The organism is Streptomyces sp. NPDC050806 (genome assembly GCF_055586425.1).
Window position 1 is genome coordinate 15,839 of record NZ_JBVJIF010000013.1, and the last position, 18,642, is coordinate 34,480.

Sequence of the window (18,642 nt, forward strand, 5' to 3'; positions counted from 1 at the left end):
CGCTCACCGGAGGCACCGATGCCGGCACAGGTCTCATGCTCGATAGCCCGCGAGGTCGCAACGGTGACCCTCGACAACGCCGAGCGTCGGAACGCCGTCTCGGTCAGACTGCTTCGCGATCTCGAAGACGTCCTCGGGAACCTCGAAGCGGACCGCGGGGTGCGGGTCGTCGTGCTGACCGGGGCCGAGTCGAGTTTCTGCGTCGGCGCGGATCTCGCCGCTCCACCGGAGCTCCGGTCCCTCCAGGGCAAGTCGTTCGAGGAGGACACCGCGCGGTTGCGCGCGGCCAGCCACGTGGCTCAGCGGCTCCACCTCATGCCCCAGGTCACCGTGGCCGCGATCAACGGCGCCTGCGCCGGGGCGGGACTGTCGCTGGCGCTCGCCACCGACATCCGGATCGCCTCCGAGACCGCCGTCTTCAACACCGCATTTCTGAGTGCGGGGCTCCCCGGCGACTTCGGCGGAATCTGGTTCCTCACGCGGCTGCTCGGCGCCGCGCGCGCCCGTGAGCTGTTCTTGATGCCCGGGAAGTTCGATGCACACCGGGCCGCCGCGCTCGGACTGGTGACCGCGGTCTCCCCCGCCGCCGAGTTCGGCGAGCTGACCGATCGCATGACCGCTCGCCTGGCATCCGCCGCTCCGCTCGCGGTCCGGGCCATGAAGCAGAATCTGCTCGCCGCGCAGTCCATGCCGCTGGGCGATTATCTCGGGGGCGAGGTCGACCGCATGGTCCGCTGCTTCCACACCGAGGACGCCCGCGAGGCGGCGGCCGCGTTCCTGGAGCGCCGCGAGCCCGTATTCGCCGGCCGCTGACCCTTAGGCGTTCGTCGGCCACTGTCGCCTTCTCACCGGTCGTCCCCTTCTCACTTCGCCGGTCGCCGCCCCCTTGCTTCGCCTGCCGGTGAATCCCCTCATTCGCCGCGCGCCAGTCGCCGCGCGCCGACACCGTTTGGAAACCACCATGACTCCAACGGCACCCACCTCCTCCCCCGAGACATCGACCTCCAGACCCGCCGTGAACCCGCGGGCCTGGGTCATCACGCTCCTTCTGCTCGCCTTCATGGTGCTCAACTTCGCGGACAAGGCCGTGATCGGCTTCGCGGGCGGGCAGATCATCAAGGATCTGGGCATCACACCCCAGGAGTTCGGCCTGGTCCAGAGCGCCTTCTTCTGGCTGTTCGCCGCCGGAGCGGTGCTGGTCAGCGCCCTCACCAGCAGGATCAACATCCGATGGCTGGTGGCGGCACTCATGGTCATCTGGATCCTGACCATGGTCCCGCTGCTGTGGCAGGTCGGCTTCGCCGCGCTCCTGCTGTGCCGGGTCGTGCTCGGCTTCGCCGAGGGACCGGCGTACGCGCTGGCGACCCACATCGTGCATGCCTGGTTCCCGCCCGATAAGCGCGGGCTCCCGGCAAGCATCGTCACTTCCGGGGCATCGATCGGCCCGCTGATCGCGGCGCCGGTGCTGAGCTGGGTCGTCGCGACGTGGTCTTGGCATGCCGCCTTCGGGGTCCTGATCCTCGCCGGCGTCCTGTGGCTGGCGGCCTGGTTCACCCTGAGCAAGGACGCCCCGGAACGGCGCCCGGCCGAGTCCGTCACCGGCGACCCCGAGACTGCGACGCCGGAGCCGGCGCGGGCGCCACTCCGTGTCCTGCTCACCACCGGCACGGTGGCCGGCATCGGCTTCCTGACCTTCTTCGCCTACTGGTCGACCACGCTCAAGGTCTCCTGGCTGCCGCTCTACCTGAGCCAAGGACTCGGCTACGACCCGATCACCGCGGGCCGGCTCATCACCGTCCCGTACGCGGTCGCCGCGGCGGCGGCCATCGGCGCAGGACTGCTGTCCAACCGCCTCACCGCCCGAGGAGTGTCCAAACGTGTCACGCGCGGCTGGCTGGCCGACGGGCTGGTCGTCGCCTCCGGAGGGTCGATGTACCTGTTCACGACGGTCGACCGGGGGCTGCTCCAGATGGTCTTCGTGACGCTCGCCTTCTCGCTGAACTCGGCAGCCTACGCGGTCGCGTTCACGGCGGTCGGGGACGTGGTCCACCCGAAGCAGCGGGGCACGGTCCTCGGCTGCCTGGTCGCCTTCTACAGCCTGGGCGGTGTCCTCGCACCGCTGCTGCTCGGCCACTTCGTGGGCCGAGCCGCCGATGCGGCCACCGGGTACGGCCAGGGATTCGCCCTGACCGGGCTGCTGATGACGGTCGGTGGAGCGCTCGCGCTGCTCCTGGTACGGCCCGAGCGTGACCTGGCGAAGATCCGCGCACGAGTGGAGGTTGTGTCGTGAACACGCCCTTGGAAGGGGTCCGGGTCGTCGACTTCGGACAGTTCATCGCGGCCCCGGCCGCAACACAGATCCTGGCCGACCTGGGCGCCGATGTCATCAAGGTCGAGCCGGTCGCGGGTGAGGCCGCCCGGGTGATCGGGCTGTACGGCGAGGCGATCCTGCGTACGTACAACCGCGACAAGCGGGGTATCGCCCTCGACCTCAAGGACCCCCGTGGCCAGAAGATCGCGCACCAGCTGATCGAGGACGCCGACATCGTCGTCCAGAATCTGCGCCCCGGCGTGATGGAGCGCTTCGGACTCGGCGCCGCCGCGGTGCGGGCGGCGCACCCCGAGATCGTCTACGCGACGGTGAGCGGCTTCGGCCTGCACGGCCCGTCGCGGAACCGGGCCGGGCTGGACATCGCGGCCCAGGCCGAGAGCGGCATCATGACGGTCACCGGAGAGCCCGACGGCGAACCGCAGCGCGTCGGATTCCCCGTCGTCGACGCGGCAGCGGCGCACGTGCTGGCACAGGCCATCCTTGGCGCCTACGTCCGCAGGCTGCGCTTCGGGACGGGTGACGAGGTGGCGGTCTCGCTCCTGGAGGTCGCCGTCCATCTGCAGGGACCCAACTGGGGCGAATACCTGCTGACCGGGAATGCGCCGGTACGCAACGGCAACGGTCAGCCGACCGTCGCCCCGGCCGCCGACATCATGCCGACCACGGACGGCGCCATCGTGGTCTCCGCCTACTCCGCACCGCACTTCGAGAAGCTCTGCCGCCTGATCGAACGTCCCGATCTGCCGCTGGACGAGAGATTCGCCTCCAACCAGGCGCGAGTCGCCCACCGTGCCGAGCTGCTCGCCGAGTTGCGTGCCGCCTTCGCGGGCCTGACCACCGACGAGGCGATGGACCTGCTCACGCCGAACGGAGTGGTGGCCGGCCGGATCAGCGGCTACGACGAAGTCCGCAAGAACCCGGACGTAGTGGCGAGTGGTCTCTTCGTCGACGTGGCGGGCCCCGACGGTACGCAGCACACCACACTCGGCTCGCCTTGGCATCTGGCCGGCGTGCCCGCCGACCCCGGCAAGGGCGCCCCCGGACTCGGCCAGCACACCGCGGAGCTGCTCGGACAGCTCGGGTACACCGCGCAGGAGATGGCCGGCCTCGCCGCCGACTCCGTCATCCACCTCACCAACTGATCGGAACGGGCCAGGAGTAACCCATGCGCAGAGACATCTACACCGCCGACCACCAGGCATTCCGCGAGACCGTGCGGGACTTCATCGGCAAGGAGATCACGCCGCACGTCGCCGAGTGGGAGGCCGCGGGGATCGTGCCTCCCGAGTTGTTCAAGAAGACCGCCCGGATCGGCATCAACGGGCTCCAGATCCCCGAGGAGTTCGGCGGCGCCGGCATGGAGAGCTTCCGCTTCAACGCCGTCGTCCTGGAGGAGATCGGGTACGCCGCGGCAACGATCGGGGGCCTCCAGGTGCACCTGAGCACGGTGCTGCCGTACTTCCTCGAATTCGCGAACGAGGAGCAGAAGTCGCGCTGGTTCCCCGGCTTCGCGGACGGCTCCCTGGTCAGCTCCATCGCGATGACCGAGCCGGGAACCGGGTCCGACCTGGCCGGCATGGCCACCACGGCCGTGCGCGACGGTGACAGCTACGTCCTCAACGGGGCCAAGACGTTCATCACCGGCGGCATCAACGCCGACCTCGTCATCGTGGTCGCACGCACCTCCGACGGCGGCGACAATCGCCGCAAGGGCCTGTCGCTGCTCGTCGTCGAGTCCGGCATGCCCGGATTCAGCCGCGGCCGGAACCTCGACAAGATGGGGCTCAAGGCACAGGACACCGCGGAGCTGTACTTCGACGACGTCCGCGTGCCGGCCGCCAATCTGCTCGGCACCGAGGGCGATGCCTTCGCCATGCTCACCGCGAACCTGCCACAGGAGCGGCTGACGATCGCGACCGTCGCGCAGGCGACCGCAACGGCGGCGCTGCGGATGGCCATCGGCTACGTCAAGGAGCGAAAGGCATTCGGACAGCGCGTCGCGGACTTCCAGAACACGAAGTTCGTGCTCGCCGAGTGCGCCACCGAGCTCGAAGCCGGCCAGGCAATGGTCGACCGGGCCATCGCCGAACTCGACGCCGGCATACTCACCCCCGCCGATGCCGCGAAGGTCAAGCTGTTCTGCACCGAGATGCAGGCCCGGGTCATCGACAAGTGCCTCCAACTGCACGGCGGATACGGCTTCATGCGCGAGTACCCGATCGCCCGGCTCTACACCGACGCCCGTGTCTCCCGCATCTTCGGCGGCACCAGCGAGGTCATGAAGAGCGTCATCTCCAAGTCCCTGGAGCTCCGATGATCGACGAAGCCGTACGCACCATGAAGTTCGATAACTACCTCGCGCTGATCCGGGATTTCACCGACAACGAACTGATCGCCCGCGAACCTCAGATGGTCCGCGCAGGCGCCGTGCCCGACGACCTGGTCCGCCGCATGGCGGAGGTCGGACTGTTCGGGCTCACCCTGCCGACCCGGTACGGCGGACTCGGCTGGTCGGTCGAGCAACAGGTACGGCTCACAATGGAGTTCACCCGGGCTTCCGCCGTCTACCGGTCGCGCTTCTCCACCACTGTCGGGCTGGTCTCGCAGGCACTGCTGGAGCACGGAACCGAACAGCAGCGCGAGCGGTATCTGCCCGCGATGGCGGCAGGCGAGTGCGTCGCGTCGTTCGCGCTGACCGAGCCCGAAGCGGGCAGCGACGCCTCTGCGTTGTCCACCACCGCCCGCCGTACCGCTGACGGCTACGTCCTCGACGGACACAAGCGCTTCATCACCAACGGGGCCTGGGCGGACATGCTGTTGGTCTTCGCCCGCACCGACCCCGACGACAACGCCCTCTCGGCGTTCTTCGTCGACCGCACCGCCGACGGCGTGAGCGTCCGGCTGCCCGAGCAGATGAATGGCCACGCCGAGGGACCGGTGGCCGAGATCGAGCTCTCCGGCGTCCACGTCGGTCGCGAAGCCCTGCTCGGCGGCGTACCGGGGCAGGGGATGCGCCAGGCGCTGCGCGGGATCAATCACGCCCGTACGCACGTGGCGGCCACCGCGGTCGGGCAGGCGACCCGCATCCTCGCCGAGGCGACCGGCCACGCCGTCTCCCGAAAGCAGTTCGGACACCCGATCGCCGAATTCGGTGCCCTGGAATCGTTGCTGGGGCGCAGCTACGCCGAACTGGAAGCCGGGCGCGCGCTGGTAATCGACTGCGCCCGCGAGTTCGACGCCGGGTCTCCGCCGCGCGAGCGAATCTCGGCAGCCAAGCTGTACTGCACCGAGATGGCCTCCGCGGTCGCGGACCGCGCGGTACAGATCCTCGGCGGCGACGGCATCGTCGGCGACAACCCGGTGCCGCGGATGTGGCGTGACGTGCGGGCCCTGCGCATCTACGAGGGTACGTCGCAGATTCACGAACGGAATCTGGCGCGAGCCCTTCCCACGCTGCTCGATCGGGAACTCTCGGCCATCAAGCAGAACTACTAGCAGAACCAGCGGTGCGAGCTGCCGGCTGCCCTGACATCCATCCGGGCACCACACCCCATGTCACGTTGCACGACGGAAAAGAGCACATCATGAGAGACGCCGTCATCGTCGAAGCCGTGCGGACGCCGATCGGCCGACGAAAGGGGGCCCTCAGCAAGGTCCACCCGGTCAGCCTGTCCGCCTCGGTACTGCGTTCACTTGCCGAGCGCACCGGCATCGACACCGCCATGATCGACGACGTCATCTGGGGCTGCGTCGGTCAGGTCGGCGAGCAGTCGGCCAACATCGGGCGCAACGCCGTACTCGCCGCCGGCTGGCCGGAGGCCGTCCCGGGGACCACGGTGGACCGGCAGTGCGGCTCCAGCCAGCAGTCGATCCACTTCGCGGCGGCCACGGTCATCGCCGGTCACGCCGATGTCGTCGTCGCCGGCGGCGTCGAGTCGATGACCCGGGTCCCGATGGGGTCGGCCAGGGCCAACGGGCCGGGTCTTCCCTTCGGTGAGCTCGTCTCGGAGCGGTACGACGGCTACCAGTTCAACCAGGGCAAGGGCGCCGAGATCCTCGCCGCGCGCTACGACCTCAGCAGGACGTGGCTCGACGAGTACAGCGTGGGCTCACACGAGCGAGCCGCCGCGGCCATCGACAGCGGACGGTTCGTCAAGGAGGTCGCGCCCGTGGTGCTGCCCGACGGAGCGACGTTCGACGTCGACGAGGGCATTCGCCGAGGCACGAACGTCGACAAGCTGGCCGAACTGAAGCCCGCCTTCGCCGAGGACGGCCGCCTCACCGCGGGCAACTCCTCTCAGATCTCGGACGGCTCGGCCGCGGTCCTCATCACCACGAGCGAGCGGGCCAAGGGCCTCGGCCTGACGCCGCTCGCCCTCGGTGCCGACGGCATCAACATGGGCACCCGCTTCCTCTGTACGCAGGAGGCTCCGGTGCACAACGCGGTCAAGGAAGCGATCGTCGCCGGGTCCGAGCTGGACACCAACCTCATCTTCCGGACGCTCAGCAACACCGCTCGGGTGGCCCGCAACCCCGTCAGCGACAAGGTCGTCGAGATCCTCGACGCCGGCGGCACCTTCGAAGACGTCCGTGACCTCGTCGCGGGTGCCCGTGGACGGAAGGTCTACGAGGAGGGGGACCTCGAGGCAGGCATCTGGAGCGTCGGGATGGTGCAGGGCCTCATCCACGACGTTCCCTCCGCCGGTGAACTCGTCGGCCGTATCGTCAACGAGGCGATCGGCGTGCTCAGTTCGAGACTTGCCCTCGCCGCCGGGCCGGACGCCCCTCGCCGGCCGCAGTGACACCCTCACCGCCGATACGGACATCACCACTGACGCGGCCCCACTGCTCGGCGGCTACGGCTGCATCCGCGGCCCCCCTGGAACCCATGATGCGCGACGCCAAGATCACCCAGATCCAGCCCAGAGGGACACCAGCCAGGTCCAGCGCATCGTCATCTCCCGAACCTCCCATGACCCCCGTCCGAGCACTGCGAAGGGACGAAACCCGTGCGTCTGAAGATTGTTGTCTGTGTGAAACACGTGCCGGACGCCGCAGGTGACCGGCAGTTCGCCGAGGACCTGACCGCTGATCGTGAGTCGGTGGACGGCCTGCTCTCGGAGCTGGACGAGTACGCCGTCGAGCAAGCACTGCAGATCGGTGAGGACGCCGATGATGCGGAGATCACCGTTCTGACCGTCGGTCCGGACGACGCGAAGGACGCCGTACGCAAGGCGCTTTCGATGGGCGCGGACAAGGGCATTCACGTGGCGGACGACGATCTCCACGGCACGGACGCACTGGGGACCTCGGCGGTGTTGGCGAAGGCGATCGAGAAGGCCGGTTACGACCTGGTGGTGTGCGGCATGGCGTCGACGGACGGCGCAATGGGTGTGCTGTCGGCGATGCTGGCCGAGCGTCTCGGCGTCCCGCAGGTCACCCTGCTCTCGGAGGTCTCCGTCGCCGACGGCAAGGTCACCGGTCGTCGGGACGGAGATGCGGCGACGGAGGTGCTGGAAGCTGCTCTGCCGGCGGTCGTCTCGGTCACCGATCTGTCGGGGGAGGCCCGCTACCCGTCGTTCAAGGGGATCATGGCGGCGAAGAAGAAGCCGGTCACCTCTTGGGACCTGGAAGATCTGGACATCGAGACGGACGAGGTCGGTCTGGAGGGCGCCTGGACGAAGGTGCAGGAGGCCACGCCGCGTCCGGCCCGCGCAGCCGGGACCGTCGTCAAGGACGAGGGCGAGGGCGGCAAGCGGCTCGCTGATTTCCTCACCGGCCAGAAGTTCATCTGAGCCCGCCCGACCACCCCACCCTTCGTCTTTCGCAGGAGAACGACTCTCATGGCTGAAGTCCTCATCTACGTCGACCACGTGGACGGTGCCGTCCGCAAGCCGACTCTCGAACTGCTGACCCTGGCCCGCCGTATCGGTGACCCGGTTGCCGTCCACCTGGGCACGGGCGCGGAGGAGGCTGCCAAAACCCTCGCCGAGTACGGCGCGGTGAAGGTCCTCGCGGCGGATGTGCCGGAGTTCGCCGACTACCTCGTGGTGCCGAAGGTGGATGCGCTGCAGGCCGCCTACGACCGGATCTCCCCCGCCGCGGTGCTGCTGCCCTCCTCCGCCGAGGGCAAGGAGATCGCCGCCCGCCTGGCGATCCGTATCGGGTCGGGTCTGATCACCGACGCAGTCGACGTCGAGGCCGGTGACGAGGGTCCGGTGGCGACCCAGTCGGTGTTCGCCGCCGCCTACACGACCAAGTCCCGTGTCACCAAGGGCACTCCGGTGCTCGCGGTGAAGCCGAACTCGACCGCTCCCGAGGCCGCCACGGCTGCCGGGACCGTGGAACAGCTGTCCTTCTCCTTCGGTGAGGCGGCGAGGGGTACGAAGGTCATCTCCCGCACGGCACGTGCATCCAGCGGGCGTCCGGAGCTGACCGAGGCGGCGATCGTGGTCTCCGGTGGCCGTGGCGTCAACGGCAAGGAGAACTTCCCCGTCATCGAGGCCCTCGCCGACTCCCTCGGCGCGGCCGTGGGCGCCTCGCGCGCCGCGGTGGACGCGGGCTGGTACCCGCACACCAACCAGGTCGGCCAGACCGGCAAGTCCGTCTCCCCACAGCTCTACATCGCCGCGGGCATCTCCGGCGCGATCCAGCACCGCGCCGGCATGCAGACCTCGAAGACCATCGTGGCCATCAACAAGGACGAAGAGGCCCCCCTCTTCGACCTCGTCGACTACGGCGTCGTCGGCGACCTCTTCAACGTCGTCCCCGCCCTGACCGACGAGATCAAGACTCGCAAGGGCTGACCATCCTCAGCGGGCCGAGAGAGGGCAAGAAGGGACTCCGGTTCAACTGAGTGGTGCACCACGGCCTGCCTCCTTGCCACGAGACGGACGCGACGCCCCGGGATATGCGCATGCCGGCCGTTCAGACGTCGTGGAAGAGGTTGCGGAACGATGGCGAGATCCCCAACGAGAGGCTGATGGGCTGATCCCCGAGGCCAACAGGGGTGCCCTCGTGCACACAGCGCTCGCGCAGGCCCTGCAGCCGTCCGGCGGGCAGAGCACAGAGTCGGTGTACGGCCGCCGTATCGGAGGGTAAAGCGGAGGGGCGGCCGCGGACTGAGTAGTTGCGCAAACGCCCCAACTCAGTCCGCGGCCGCCCCCGGGATATCGGACGCCGGCTTCCAGCTCAGTCGTTCACGCAGGTGTTGCCGAAGGCCGGGTTGAGAAGGCCGATGACGTTGATGGTGTTGCCGCACGCGTTGACCGGCACGTGAACCGGGACCTGGATGGTGTTGCCGGAGATGACGCCGGGCGAGTTCAGTGCGGCGCCTTGAGCTCCGGAGTCGGCGGTGGCGGCGGCTGCTCCGCCGAGGACCGCTGCAGCGGCGAGGGCCGTGGCGGCGAGTGCAGTGCGTACGCGCATCGTGTGCTCCATTCGAGTGCGGAAGGTCGCCTGATGACTCCCCGCTGCGTTGATCAGAAGAAACGCCATACTCCGGAAGATCGGCCCAAACCATCCGATCAGGTCCTACTGGAGTGCGGCACCGCGAGGCGCACGACCCCGAACCCACCGCGCCGGATCAGCGCCCCCTGCCATGCGGCGTAGCCGATGAGACCGCCGGCGGTCATCCCGACCCACGAGGGCCGTCGCCTCCCGAAGTCCTCGGAGTCCGGGGTGCGCTGGACGATGCCTGCGTACGTTCTTCGTGAACGGACCGGGAGGGCCAGGGCCGGTGGCGCCATCGTGCTGATCGTCTTCCTGTGGATCGGCTACTTCTTCCTCGAAGGCGTCGACTTCGGCATCGGCGTCCTGACCAAGACCCTGGCGAGCGCATGGCGGGCACCCACGGGCGGGCGCCGGCGCAGGGGCGCCGGCCCGAGCAGCGGGTCCTGATCAACACCATCGGCCCGGTCCGGGACGGCAACGAGGTCTGTCGGCTGTCAGCGCCTTCCCCGACTGGTATGCCACCCTCCTCAGCGGGTTCTACCTGCCGTTCCTGCTCATCCTGGTCTGCCCTCAAGACGGTCGGCAGTATCCGGGAACGGGCCCGGCAGCAGGCCCGTTGTGCCGGGCTCGGGCGCGCTGCCCCTGGCACTGGCCTTCCTCGGCCGGACCCAGGCCAAACACGGCAACGGCCGGAGCCGGTGGCCACTTGGATTGCCTGTCTCCCGCTGGGCGCCGCTCTGGTGCTGAACACGCGCACACGGGAGGGCCGTGGGTGGGCGCCGCCCTTCAGGCGATGAGTCCCTCCGACGCCGCTCAGCGCTGCAGGTGTCGGCCGGTCTCCGAAGCGCTGCGTTCCAGCAGGTTCGGGTGCCGGGCCTCAGCCAGCCCCGGCAGGTGTTCTTGCTTGCCGGCTCCGGGCCCCCACCAGGTGTAACGGCCGGCCAGATGTATGACCGACGGGACGAGGACGGACCGCACGACGGTGGCGTCGAGTACGAGGGCGGCGGCGAGGGAGAACCCGAAGAGTTTGACCACGGTCAGTGGGGAGACGGCAAGCAGGGCGACGGTGAAGGTGAGCACGCCGGCCGCCAGGGTGATGAGCCTGCCGGTATGTTTCAGTCCTTCGCTCACCGCATGGTCGGGGTCCCCGGTCTTCCGGTACACCTCCCTCACCCGGGCGAGCAGGAACATCTCGTAGTCCATGCTGAGGGCGAACGCGAGGAACAGGACCAGGAGCGGGGTGGACATCTCCATCCGGCCGGTGGTGTTGAACGATCCCAGCAACCATTGCAGTTGTCCGTGCTGGAAGACAGCCACCATGATCCCGGCCACGGCGGTGAGGCTCAGGAAGGAGACGACGACGGTCTTCAACGGCACGAGCACACTCCTGGTGTAGGCGAACACCAGGAGCATCATGGACAAGGTGAGTACGGCCACGGCAGCCGGCAGACCGGTCCAGAGCGTCCGGAGGGTGTCGGTGAACACAGCTGACGGACCGCCGACCAGTCGGCCGGAGACCGGCGCGCGGACGGCCCGCACCTCACGCACCAGTTTCCGGGCGTCAGCGGAGTAGGGGCTGAAGCCTGGTTCGGGCAGCACCTCCAGCCAGGTGCCCGCAGACGTCGTGTACCGCATCCCGCGTCCGGCGGTGTGTCTCTCCCGGCCTACGTGTCTCTCCCGGCTTCCCGTCCGGTGAATTCCCACGGCGGAGCGCACCGCCCGCACGCCCTGGATCCCGGACAGGGCCCGTGCGTATCCGGTGACTTCCGCGGACCGCTGCCGCGGGTCGAGGCCGGGCAGCGCCACGGTGACCGTGGGCACGGCGCCCGCGAAGTCGTCACGTACGCGGTCCGCGGCCAGATGAGCAGGCGACGTGGGAGCCAGTGCCTGGTCGTCCGCCAGCTGGAATGAAGCGTGCCGGGCGGGCAGGGCCAGCAGCAGGATCAGCAGCAGGGCACCCGTACCCCAAAGGCCCGGACGGCGACGGATCGCCGCGGCCAGGCGCGCCCACATCGCACCGTGGGCGCGGGCGGGCCGGCGGTGCGATGTGGCGACCAGCCGGTCGCCGAGGACGCTCAGCAGCGCCGGCAGAACCAGCAGGCACGCTGCTGCCGCCAGTAGCGCGACACAGGAGCAGGCGATGGCCATGGACCGCAGAAAGTACAGCGGAAAGCACAGCAGCGCGGTCGCGCAGAGAGCGACGGTTACTGCCGAGAAGTACACGGTGTGCCCAGCAGTGGCAGCGGCCAGCCGGATCGCCTGCGGTCCGTCGTGACCGTTGCGGCGCTCTTCCTGGTAGCGGGTGACGTAGAACAAGCTGTAGTCGAGGGCGAGTCCGAAGCCCAGTGCGGTGGTGAAGTTGACGGACAGCAGGGAGATCTGGGTGACATGGGTCAGCAGACTGAGCACGCCCAGGGTGCCGAGGACGGCGACGAGCCCGACGGCCAGCGGCAGCAGGCCACCGATGAATGATCCGAACACGGCGGCCAGGAGCAGCAGGACAACGGGAGCGGTGATGAGTTCGGATCGCCGGGCGTCCCGTCGCACCTGTTCCATGGTCTCTGCTCCGGCGACAGCGGGCCCCGAGACCGCCAGCTCCAGGCTGCCGTAGTGGTTTCCGAGGTCGCGCACCAGAGTGCCGGCCGTCCGGACCCGCTCGTTCTCATCGCCCCACAGGGTGATGAGGACAAGCGCCGCGGTGCCGTCCTGGGAGCGCAGGGCCGGATCGTGCGTCGTCCACCAAGAGGTGACCGCGCGTACGGCCGGCTGCCGGTCCAGGTGTGCCGTCAGTGCCGTCCCGTCGGCCACGGAGGCCGTCCCCCCGAGGGCCGTGCCGGGGGCCGCGACGATGAGCAACTGGGGTGGCCCTGCCGGGGCGTGCGAGGCGATCCATCGGTCCGCGAGCGCGGACTCGCGGTGCGGGGACGTGGTCCCGTCCAGGTCGAGCCGGTCGGCCATGCTGGTTGCCGCCCACGCGGCCCACACCGTCAGCAGGGCCGCTACGGAGAGGACCAGACGGCGACGGCGGACTGCCCAGTCCGCCGCCCGGGCGGTCCACAGCGGACCGGGCGTACCACTGGTCGACACCGGTCGGCGAGGAATCGGAGCAGTCGTCGACATCAGCCCGCTGAGCTTGGGGAAATCAGTCTCTTGTCCGACGGGAAGACCCTGATCATGGAGTTCACCAGGTGGTCGGCCGCGTCTCTGCCGGGGGCGTCACTCAGGTTGGACAGCAGGCGGACCATGAAGCTCATGACGCGAGGTGACTTCACCGCGTTCTGGGTGACCAATGTGGTGAACGAGGGCCGGGCCATCAGGTCGGAGAAAACCCTTCCGAGCCGGTAATAGCGGCCCAGTCGGTCCGCGATTTCGCGCGGGTAGCCCGCCAGCACCCGGTCGCGGGAGGCAGCGTCGGGGCGGGTCAGTGCCTGGGCGACGAATTCGGCGGCCAGCTCCGCCGATTCCATGGCATAGGCGATGCCCTCCCCGTTGCAGGGGTTGATCATCCCGCCGGCGTCGCCGATGAGCAGCAGCCCCCGGCTCAGGTGCGGCAACCGGTTGAACCCCATGGGCAGTGCGGCGCTCCGCGTCGGGCCGTCGATGTTGTCCGGTCCTGCCAGTCCCCACTCCTGTGGTGTCCGCTCCAGCCAGGGGTCGAGCATCGCCCGCATATCGGTGGTACCGGTGCGCGAATCGTTGAGTACGCCCAGCCCTACATTGACCCGGCCGTCGCCCATGGGGAAGATCCAGCTGTATCCGGGCAGGATCCGGCCGTCCGATCTGCGCAGGTCCAGCCAGGACTCCAAGTAGGGGTCCAGGTGCTTTGCCTCGCTGCGGTAGTAGCGGCGGACAGCCGTACCCACCGGGCGCCTTTCCACGCGGGTGACGCCCATGGCCAACCCGAGCCGGCCGGCCACACCGTCGGCCGCGATCACGACGGGTGCGTGGAACTCGACCGGGCGCGGCTCCGGTTCGGCCTGCGCCGCGACTCCGATGATCCGCCCGGTCCGGTCGGTCAGCGGGCCGATGGCCTTGGTCCGGGTGTGCAGCCGGGCGCCCGCCTCCGCGGCGCGTTCGGCGAGGATCTGGTCGAAGTCGTGCCGGGTGCGGGTGAGTCCGTAGCCGGGGAAGCGCTGTCCTTCCGGCCAGTCGATTTCCAGTGTTCGGCCCCGGGACACGAACCGCAGTCCCCGGTTGCGGGTCCAGCCCGGCGCCGTGGTGTCGATGCCCATACGGACCAGATGGCGCACCGCGCGGGGGGTCAGGCCGTCCCCGCAGACCTTCTCGCGGGGGAAGGCCGACTTCTCGATCACGGCCACCTCAACGCCCTGCCGGGCCAAGTGGTAGGCGGCAGTGGCCCCCGCCGGTCCCGCACCGACGATCAGTACTTGGGCGTCGGTGCGGGCGGGTGGGGGCACGCCCGCGTCCTCTCCTGGCGACCGTCGGGCACTGGTCATAGGAGGCTCTCCTTTGCGGTACCGGCAGGCGCCGGGGCGAAGGCGCGGTGCAGGGCGACGATGCCGCCGGAGAGGTCACGCCAGGCCACCCGGGTCCAGCCCGCCTCAAGGAGGGTGGCGGCGAGGGATTCCTGGTCGTGCCAGGCGCGGATGGTGTCCGAGAGATAGGTGTAGGCGTCGGGGTTGCTGGACACCTTGTGGGCGATCCAGGGGAGCCCCCGCATCAGATAACGCAGGTACACGGCACGGAAGGGGCGCCACGTGGGATGGCTGAACTCGCACACCACCAGCCGCCCGCCGGGCCTGGTCACCCGGGCCATCTCCGTCAGGGCCGCCATCGGATCCACGATGTTGCGGAGGCCGAACATGATGGTCACCGCGTCGAAGGAGTCGTCCTCGAAGGGCAGGGCCAGTGCGTCGGCGACGCGGATGTCGACCGGCCGGGCGGCGCCGCGTGCGACCATGCCGGGCGAACGGTCGACACCGATCACCGTCGCACCGGAACGGGCCAGTTCGACGGTGGAGACGCCGGTACCGCAGGCCACGTCGAGACAGCGCTCACCGGGCCGCAGGGCCAGGGCGGTGCGCGCCGTCGCTCGCCACGTCCGGTCGCGGCCGGCGGAGAGCAAGGAGTTGGTGCGGTCGTACCGGGCGGCCGCCTCGTCGAACATGCGGGTGACGTCGTCCGGGTCCTTCTCCAGGGTCGCACGGCTCATCGCCGCTCCTTGATCGGGGCCTGCAGTACGGAGGGCTCAGAGATTTCCGCGGCGTTCCTGTTCACGCTCCACCGCCTCGAAGAGCGCTTTGAAATTCCCCTTGCCGAACCCCTGGCAGCCATGCCGCTCGATGAGCTCGATGAAGAAGGTCGGCCGATCGAACAACGGCCGAGTGAAGATCTGGAGCAGGTAACCGTCGTCGTCGCGGTCGACCAGGATCCCGCGGTCGCGGAGTTCTTCGATATCCACTCGCACGCTCCCGATGCGGGAGCGGAGTTCCGGGTCGTCGTAGTAGGTGTCCGGCGTCGGCAGGAAGTCCACTCCGGCCTCGCGCAGCGCATCGGTTGCGCTCACGATGTCGGGCGTTTCGAGGGCGATGTGCTGCACGCCCGGGCCGCGGTGATAGGAGAGGTACTCATCGATTTGCGAGCGCTTCATTCCGGGCGCCGGTTCATTCAGCGGCAGTTTGACTTTTCGGGTGCCGTCCGCGACCACTTTGCTCATCAGTGCCGAGTACTTGGTGGCGATGTCGTCGCCGATGAACTCGGCCATCATGGTGAAGCCCAGCGCTCGCCGGTAGAACTCCACCCATTCATCCATGCGGCCGAGCTCCACGCAGCCGACAGTATGGTCGACCCGATGGAACAGCCGACGTCCGAGGGGTGTGGGGCAGCCCCTGGGAGGTGGGCCGAATCCGGGCAGGAAGGCGCCCTCGTAGCGGTCGCGCTCGACGAGGGTGTGGCGGAGCGCGCCATACGTCGCGATGGCGGCCGTCCGTACGCTGCCGAATTCATCGGCGTCCTCCGTCGGCTCCTCGATCAGCTTCGCCCCGGCCGCCAGGGCGAACTCCAGCCCCTGGTCGAGATTGACGACGCGCAAGGCCACGTCACTGACGCCGTCACCGTGCTCGGCGGCCCACCGGACGGCGGGGCTGTCGGCTGCCACGCCGCCGGTGACCAGGAAACGGACGTCCCCGGAGGTGAGCAGATACTCGACGAGCCCGTTACCGGACGTCTCGTGGCCACGGAAGGCGGTGGCCTCCATCCCGAAGACGTTCACATAGAAGTGAGCGGCCTGCCGGGCGTTCCCTGTGCACAGCCGGATGTGATCGATGCCGACAATGTCCCAGGGGCGCGTTTCTCCACCGGTCGCCTGCCCCCGATACCCGGCCGCCGGCTCTGGAATTGCGCTGCTTTCAACCTTCATCCGTATTCCCTACGTTCAAGCGCAGAAGTGGCTCAGAGGTACGCCCGGAGATGTTGAGGTGAAGCTGTCCGACAACGAACGTAGAAGCCGCGGTGTTCACCAGCAAGGGAAGCGTCACCCACACAAGTGACCTTTTCCCTCTTACGAGCTAACCGGCCCCTATGGATCTTCCCCCTTGGCAATTCTTCAGAGAACGAGGCACTGCTCCGCAGGTTGCTGAAGCGACCGCCCTCCCCCGGGGACAGCCCGCCTCATCAACTTCATTCAAGGGGAACACATTGCCGCTCTCCGCTACCGTGCGTCCGAACGGAATCGCCGGGTCCCGCGACACAGTCCCACCCCTCGACATGGACCGTCTCTCCCTCATCCTGTTCGGCGCTGCGGCGTTCCAGTACCTGAATGCCGCCTGTGAGCTCGGCCTGTTGGAGCTTCTCCACGAACACGGGCCGCTCCCGGCCGAGGAGATCCGCGAACGTCTCGGGCTGGCCGAACGGGCCACGGACATCCTGCTGTTGGGCTGCACGGCCCTGGGGCTCACGGTCAAAGAAGGCGCGCGCTACCGGCGGGCGGAGCTGGTCGACGCCCTGGACCGGGAGGGCGCCTGGCAGAAGATCAAGGACACCGTCGCCTTCGAACAGCACATCGTGTACCAAGGCCAAGCCGACTTCACCGAGTCGCTGCGCACCAACACGAACGCGGGGCTGCGCCGCATCGTGGGGGACCACCCGGATCTCTACCACCGGTTCAGCGCTCACCCGTCGTTGGAAGCGGTCTTCTACCGCTACATGCGCTCCTGGTCCGAGCTGGCCAACGCTCACCTCGTCGAGGCGCTGGACCTGAGTCGGGCCGAGCGGCTGCTCGACTGCGGCGGCGGGGACGCGGTGAACAGCATCCTGCTCGCCGGGGCCAACCCCCAACTGCGGGCCACAGTAATGGAGATCCCCGCCTCCGCCCCGCTGACCGAGGCCAGGATCGCCGAGGCCGCGCTCGGCGACCGCGTCACGGTCACCCCCTGCGACATGTTCTCCGAGGACTTCCCGGGCGATATGGACGTCGTGCTCTTCGCACACCAACTGGTGATCTGGAAGCCGGAGGAGAACACCGCTCTGCTGCGCAAGGCCCATGCCGCGCTGCGTCCCGGTGGCCGCGTGGTCATCTTCAATTCCATGTCGCACGACAACGGGGACGGTCCGCTGGTCGCCGCCCTGGACAGCGTGTATTTCGCCGCCCTGCCGGCCGAGGGAGGCATGATCTACCCCTGGCGGCTCCACGAGAAGTGCCTCAGCGACGCGGGATTCGGCCCGGCCCAGCGGATCCCGGTACCCGGCTGGACTCCACACGGCATCATCGTGGCAGCGAAGGAAGGCTGATGCGCCTGGTGTCGGTGGCCTCCGCGTTCACGCCCCACGGCGCGGTTGCCGCCCTTCTCCGGCTCGCCCGGATCAAGTTCCTCTTCCAGAGCATGATGGTCACCGGCTTCGGGGTGACCATCGCCGTCCACACCACCGGAGATGTCTCGCTCCGCTGGTACGCCCTGACGCTCGCGTTCGCCTGGGCCACCCACCTGATGACGCACTTCTGCAACGACTACTTCGACCTGGAGGCGGACCGCGCGAATCAGTCGCCCACCGCCTGGACCGGCGGCAGCAGGGTCCTGGTGGAGGGGCTGCTCAGCCCGACAGTCGGCCTGTCCGCAGCTTTCGTCGCGCTGTTCACCGGCTTCGCCGTGATCACCGTGATGCCCGATCCGGCGAGCCGCACACTGGCCCTGGCACTGACCACGCTCGCCTGGTTCTACACGGCACCGCCGCTGCGTCTGAACTACCACGCACTGGGCGAGGTGACCTGTGCGACCGTGCTGTACGGCATGGGGCCGCTTCTCGCCGCCCGCCTGCAGGGCGGCGGGCAGCCGCCACTGCTGTGGTGGTGCGTCGCCCTCGTGTGCGCCCTGCAGGTGCTGCGCTGTCTGATCATGAACCTCGCAGACATCGACGGAGACCGGCGGGCCGGCAAGGCCACCCTGGCCACGGTGCTGGGCCCGCGTCGGCTGCGCGGTTGCTACACCCTGGGCCAATGCGCGGTGTACGCATCCGTGGCGGCACTGGCGTGGACAGGCGTACTGCCCCCGGCAGTGGCCGCGGTCCAGCTCGTTGCCGCACCGGCGGGCGGCTTTGTGATCCGCAGCCTGTTCACGGACGCCATGCGGGACCCGCGCAGGGCGAACCTGGTCACCTTCTGGGCCTCGGTGCAGCTGCCGCTGACCACGTGCACGACCATGCTCGCGCTGCTCGCCGACATGGCCCTGGCAGACCGCCCCATCCCTCCGGCCTGGTACGCCGTGGCTGCGGGGACGGCGGCCGCCTTCGTGTGGTGGCTGGCGCGTACCGCCATCACCACAGCGCGCCGCAGCACACCTCACGTACCGGGGGCGCTGCCCCTGCGCCACACCTAGGAGGCCAGGACCGCCATGGCGGCCCCT

General features: G+C 69.0%; 16 protein-coding genes and 1 pseudogene. 11 read left to right on the forward strand and 6 right to left on the reverse strand.

Annotated features, from left to right (window positions below):
- The first annotated feature begins 18 nt into the window (after positions 1-18).
- From ACZ6WH_RS34600 to ACZ6WH_RS34635, 8 genes are all read left to right on the forward strand, one after another.
- The gene (locus ACZ6WH_RS34600) at positions 19-813 is read left to right on the forward strand and encodes an enoyl-CoA hydratase/isomerase family protein (protein WP_469733511.1); all 795 of its coding nucleotides are present in this window, start codon (positions 19-21) and stop codon (positions 811-813) included.
- Between the two features lie 148 nt (positions 814-961).
- Positions 962-2,290 (forward strand): MFS transporter, encoded by a 1,329-nt coding sequence (locus ACZ6WH_RS34605; RefSeq protein WP_469733513.1) that lies wholly within the window; start codon positions 962-964, stop codon positions 2,288-2,290.
- Positions 2,287-3,474: a CaiB/BaiF CoA transferase family protein gene (locus ACZ6WH_RS34610; RefSeq protein WP_469733515.1), complete on the forward strand. Its 1,188-nt coding sequence runs from the start codon at positions 2,287-2,289 to the stop codon at positions 3,472-3,474. Before ACZ6WH_RS34605 ends, ACZ6WH_RS34610 begins: the two co-directional genes overlap by 4 nt.
- 23 nt (positions 3,475-3,497) lie before the next feature.
- The gene (locus ACZ6WH_RS34615; RefSeq protein ID WP_469733517.1) at positions 3,498-4,649 is read left to right on the forward strand and encodes an acyl-CoA dehydrogenase family protein; all 1,152 of its coding nucleotides are present in this window, start codon (positions 3,498-3,500) and stop codon (positions 4,647-4,649) included.
- Complete coding sequence (locus ACZ6WH_RS34620; RefSeq protein WP_469733519.1) at positions 4,646-5,827, forward strand: acyl-CoA dehydrogenase family protein; 1,182 nt, start codon at positions 4,646-4,648, stop codon at positions 5,825-5,827. Before ACZ6WH_RS34615 ends, ACZ6WH_RS34620 begins: the two co-directional genes overlap by 4 nt.
- An 89-nt stretch (positions 5,828-5,916) precedes the next feature.
- Entirely contained in the window at positions 5,917-7,134 is a 1,218-nt protein-coding gene (locus ACZ6WH_RS34625; RefSeq protein WP_469733521.1) for an acetyl-CoA C-acyltransferase, read from the forward strand.
- Between the two features lie 207 nt (positions 7,135-7,341).
- Complete coding sequence (locus ACZ6WH_RS34630) at positions 7,342-8,127, forward strand: electron transfer flavoprotein subunit beta/FixA family protein (RefSeq protein WP_469733523.1); 786 nt, start codon at positions 7,342-7,344, stop codon at positions 8,125-8,127.
- A gap of 48 nt (positions 8,128-8,175) precedes the next feature.
- A complete protein-coding gene (locus ACZ6WH_RS34635; protein ID WP_469733525.1) occupies positions 8,176-9,138 on the forward strand; it encodes an electron transfer flavoprotein subunit alpha/FixB family protein in 963 nt (320 codons plus the stop codon).
- A gap of 385 nt (positions 9,139-9,523) precedes the next feature.
- Here the strand turns inward: ACZ6WH_RS34635 and ACZ6WH_RS34640 are convergent, their stop codons facing one another.
- Together ACZ6WH_RS34640 and ACZ6WH_RS34645 are read right to left on the reverse strand one after the other, a co-directional pair.
- Positions 9,524-9,760 (reverse strand): chaplin, encoded by a 237-nt coding sequence (locus ACZ6WH_RS34640; protein ID WP_469733527.1) that lies wholly within the window; start codon positions 9,758-9,760, stop codon positions 9,524-9,526.
- 98 nt (positions 9,761-9,858) lie between these two features.
- Positions 9,859-10,080 carry a hypothetical protein gene (locus ACZ6WH_RS34645; RefSeq protein WP_469733790.1) on the reverse strand — a complete coding sequence of 74 codons (222 nt, stop codon included), beginning with the start codon at positions 10,078-10,080 and terminating at the stop codon, positions 9,859-9,861.
- Here ACZ6WH_RS34645 and ACZ6WH_RS34650 point away from each other — a divergent pair.
- Positions 10,025-10,352, forward strand: a pseudogene (locus ACZ6WH_RS34650) (cytochrome d ubiquinol oxidase subunit II); the annotation flags it as partial. The gene ACZ6WH_RS34645 and the pseudogene ACZ6WH_RS34650 sit on opposite strands and share 56 nt — an antisense overlap.
- Positions 10,353-10,597: 245 nt before the next feature.
- Here ACZ6WH_RS34650 and ACZ6WH_RS34655 read toward each other — a convergent pair.
- The 4 genes from ACZ6WH_RS34655 to hppD are packed head-to-tail and all read right to left on the reverse strand — an operon-like array spanning position 10,598 to position 16,163.
- Entirely contained in the window at positions 10,598-12,871 is a 2,274-nt protein-coding gene (locus tag ACZ6WH_RS34655) for an MMPL family transporter (protein ID WP_469733529.1), read from the reverse strand.
- Between the two features lie 32 nt (positions 12,872-12,903).
- Positions 12,904-14,241, reverse strand: coding sequence for a geranylgeranyl reductase family protein (locus tag ACZ6WH_RS34660; RefSeq protein ID WP_469733531.1), 1,338 nt, complete (start codon positions 14,239-14,241; stop codon positions 12,904-12,906).
- Positions 14,238-14,957 carry a demethylmenaquinone methyltransferase gene (locus tag ACZ6WH_RS34665; RefSeq protein ID WP_469733533.1) on the reverse strand — a complete coding sequence of 240 codons (720 nt, stop codon included), beginning with the start codon at positions 14,955-14,957 and terminating at the stop codon, positions 14,238-14,240. Before ACZ6WH_RS34665 ends, ACZ6WH_RS34660 begins: the two co-directional genes overlap by 4 nt.
- Positions 14,958-14,993: 36 nt before the next feature.
- Positions 14,994-16,163 (reverse strand): 4-hydroxyphenylpyruvate dioxygenase, encoded by a 1,170-nt coding sequence (gene hppD, locus ACZ6WH_RS34670; protein WP_469733535.1) that lies wholly within the window; start codon positions 16,161-16,163, stop codon positions 14,994-14,996.
- A gap of 347 nt (positions 16,164-16,510) precedes the next feature.
- Here hppD and ACZ6WH_RS34675 point away from each other — a divergent pair, with 347 nt between their 5' ends.
- Together ACZ6WH_RS34675 and ACZ6WH_RS34680 are read left to right on the forward strand one after the other, a co-directional pair.
- Entirely contained in the window at positions 16,511-17,533 is a 1,023-nt protein-coding gene (locus ACZ6WH_RS34675; protein ID WP_469733537.1) for a methyltransferase, read from the forward strand.
- The gene (locus ACZ6WH_RS34680; RefSeq protein WP_469733539.1) at positions 17,533-18,615 is read left to right on the forward strand and encodes a prenyltransferase; all 1,083 of its coding nucleotides are present in this window, start codon (positions 17,533-17,535) and stop codon (positions 18,613-18,615) included. The genes ACZ6WH_RS34675 and ACZ6WH_RS34680 overlap by 1 nt, the downstream gene beginning before the upstream one ends.
- Positions 18,616-18,642: the final 27 nt, after the last annotated feature.

Excerpts from the sequence above, each read along its gene's own strand:
- ACZ6WH_RS34645 (WP_469733790.1), bottom strand. The coding sequence starts at position 10,080 with ATGGCGCCACCGGCCCTGGCCCTCCCGGTCCGTTCACGAAGAACGTAC.
- ACZ6WH_RS34665 (WP_469733533.1), bottom strand. The coding sequence starts at position 14,957 with ATGAGCCGTGCGACCCTGGAGAAGGACCCGGACGACGTCACCCGCATG.
- ACZ6WH_RS34660 (WP_469733531.1), bottom strand. The coding sequence starts at position 14,241 with ATGACCAGTGCCCGACGGTCGCCAGGAGAGGACGCGGGCGTGCCCCCA.
- ACZ6WH_RS34675 (WP_469733537.1), top strand. The coding sequence starts at position 16,511 with ATGGACCGTCTCTCCCTCATCCTGTTCGGCGCTGCGGCGTTCCAGTAC.
- ACZ6WH_RS34680 (WP_469733539.1), top strand. The coding sequence starts at position 17,533 with ATGCGCCTGGTGTCGGTGGCCTCCGCGTTCACGCCCCACGGCGCGGTT.
- ACZ6WH_RS34635 (WP_469733525.1), top strand. The coding sequence starts at position 8,176 with ATGGCTGAAGTCCTCATCTACGTCGACCACGTGGACGGTGCCGTCCGC.
- ACZ6WH_RS34605 (WP_469733513.1), top strand. The coding sequence starts at position 962 with ATGACTCCAACGGCACCCACCTCCTCCCCCGAGACATCGACCTCCAGA.
- hppD (WP_469733535.1), bottom strand. The coding sequence starts at position 16,163 with ATGAAGGTTGAAAGCAGCGCAATTCCAGAGCCGGCGGCCGGGTATCGG.
- ACZ6WH_RS34615 (WP_469733517.1), top strand. The coding sequence starts at position 3,498 with ATGCGCAGAGACATCTACACCGCCGACCACCAGGCATTCCGCGAGACC.
- ACZ6WH_RS34640 (WP_469733527.1), bottom strand. The coding sequence starts at position 9,760 with ATGCGCGTACGCACTGCACTCGCCGCCACGGCCCTCGCCGCTGCAGCG.
- ACZ6WH_RS34625 (WP_469733521.1), top strand. The coding sequence starts at position 5,917 with ATGAGAGACGCCGTCATCGTCGAAGCCGTGCGGACGCCGATCGGCCGA.
- ACZ6WH_RS34620 (WP_469733519.1), top strand. The coding sequence starts at position 4,646 with ATGATCGACGAAGCCGTACGCACCATGAAGTTCGATAACTACCTCGCG.
- ACZ6WH_RS34600 (WP_469733511.1), top strand. The coding sequence starts at position 19 with ATGCCGGCACAGGTCTCATGCTCGATAGCCCGCGAGGTCGCAACGGTG.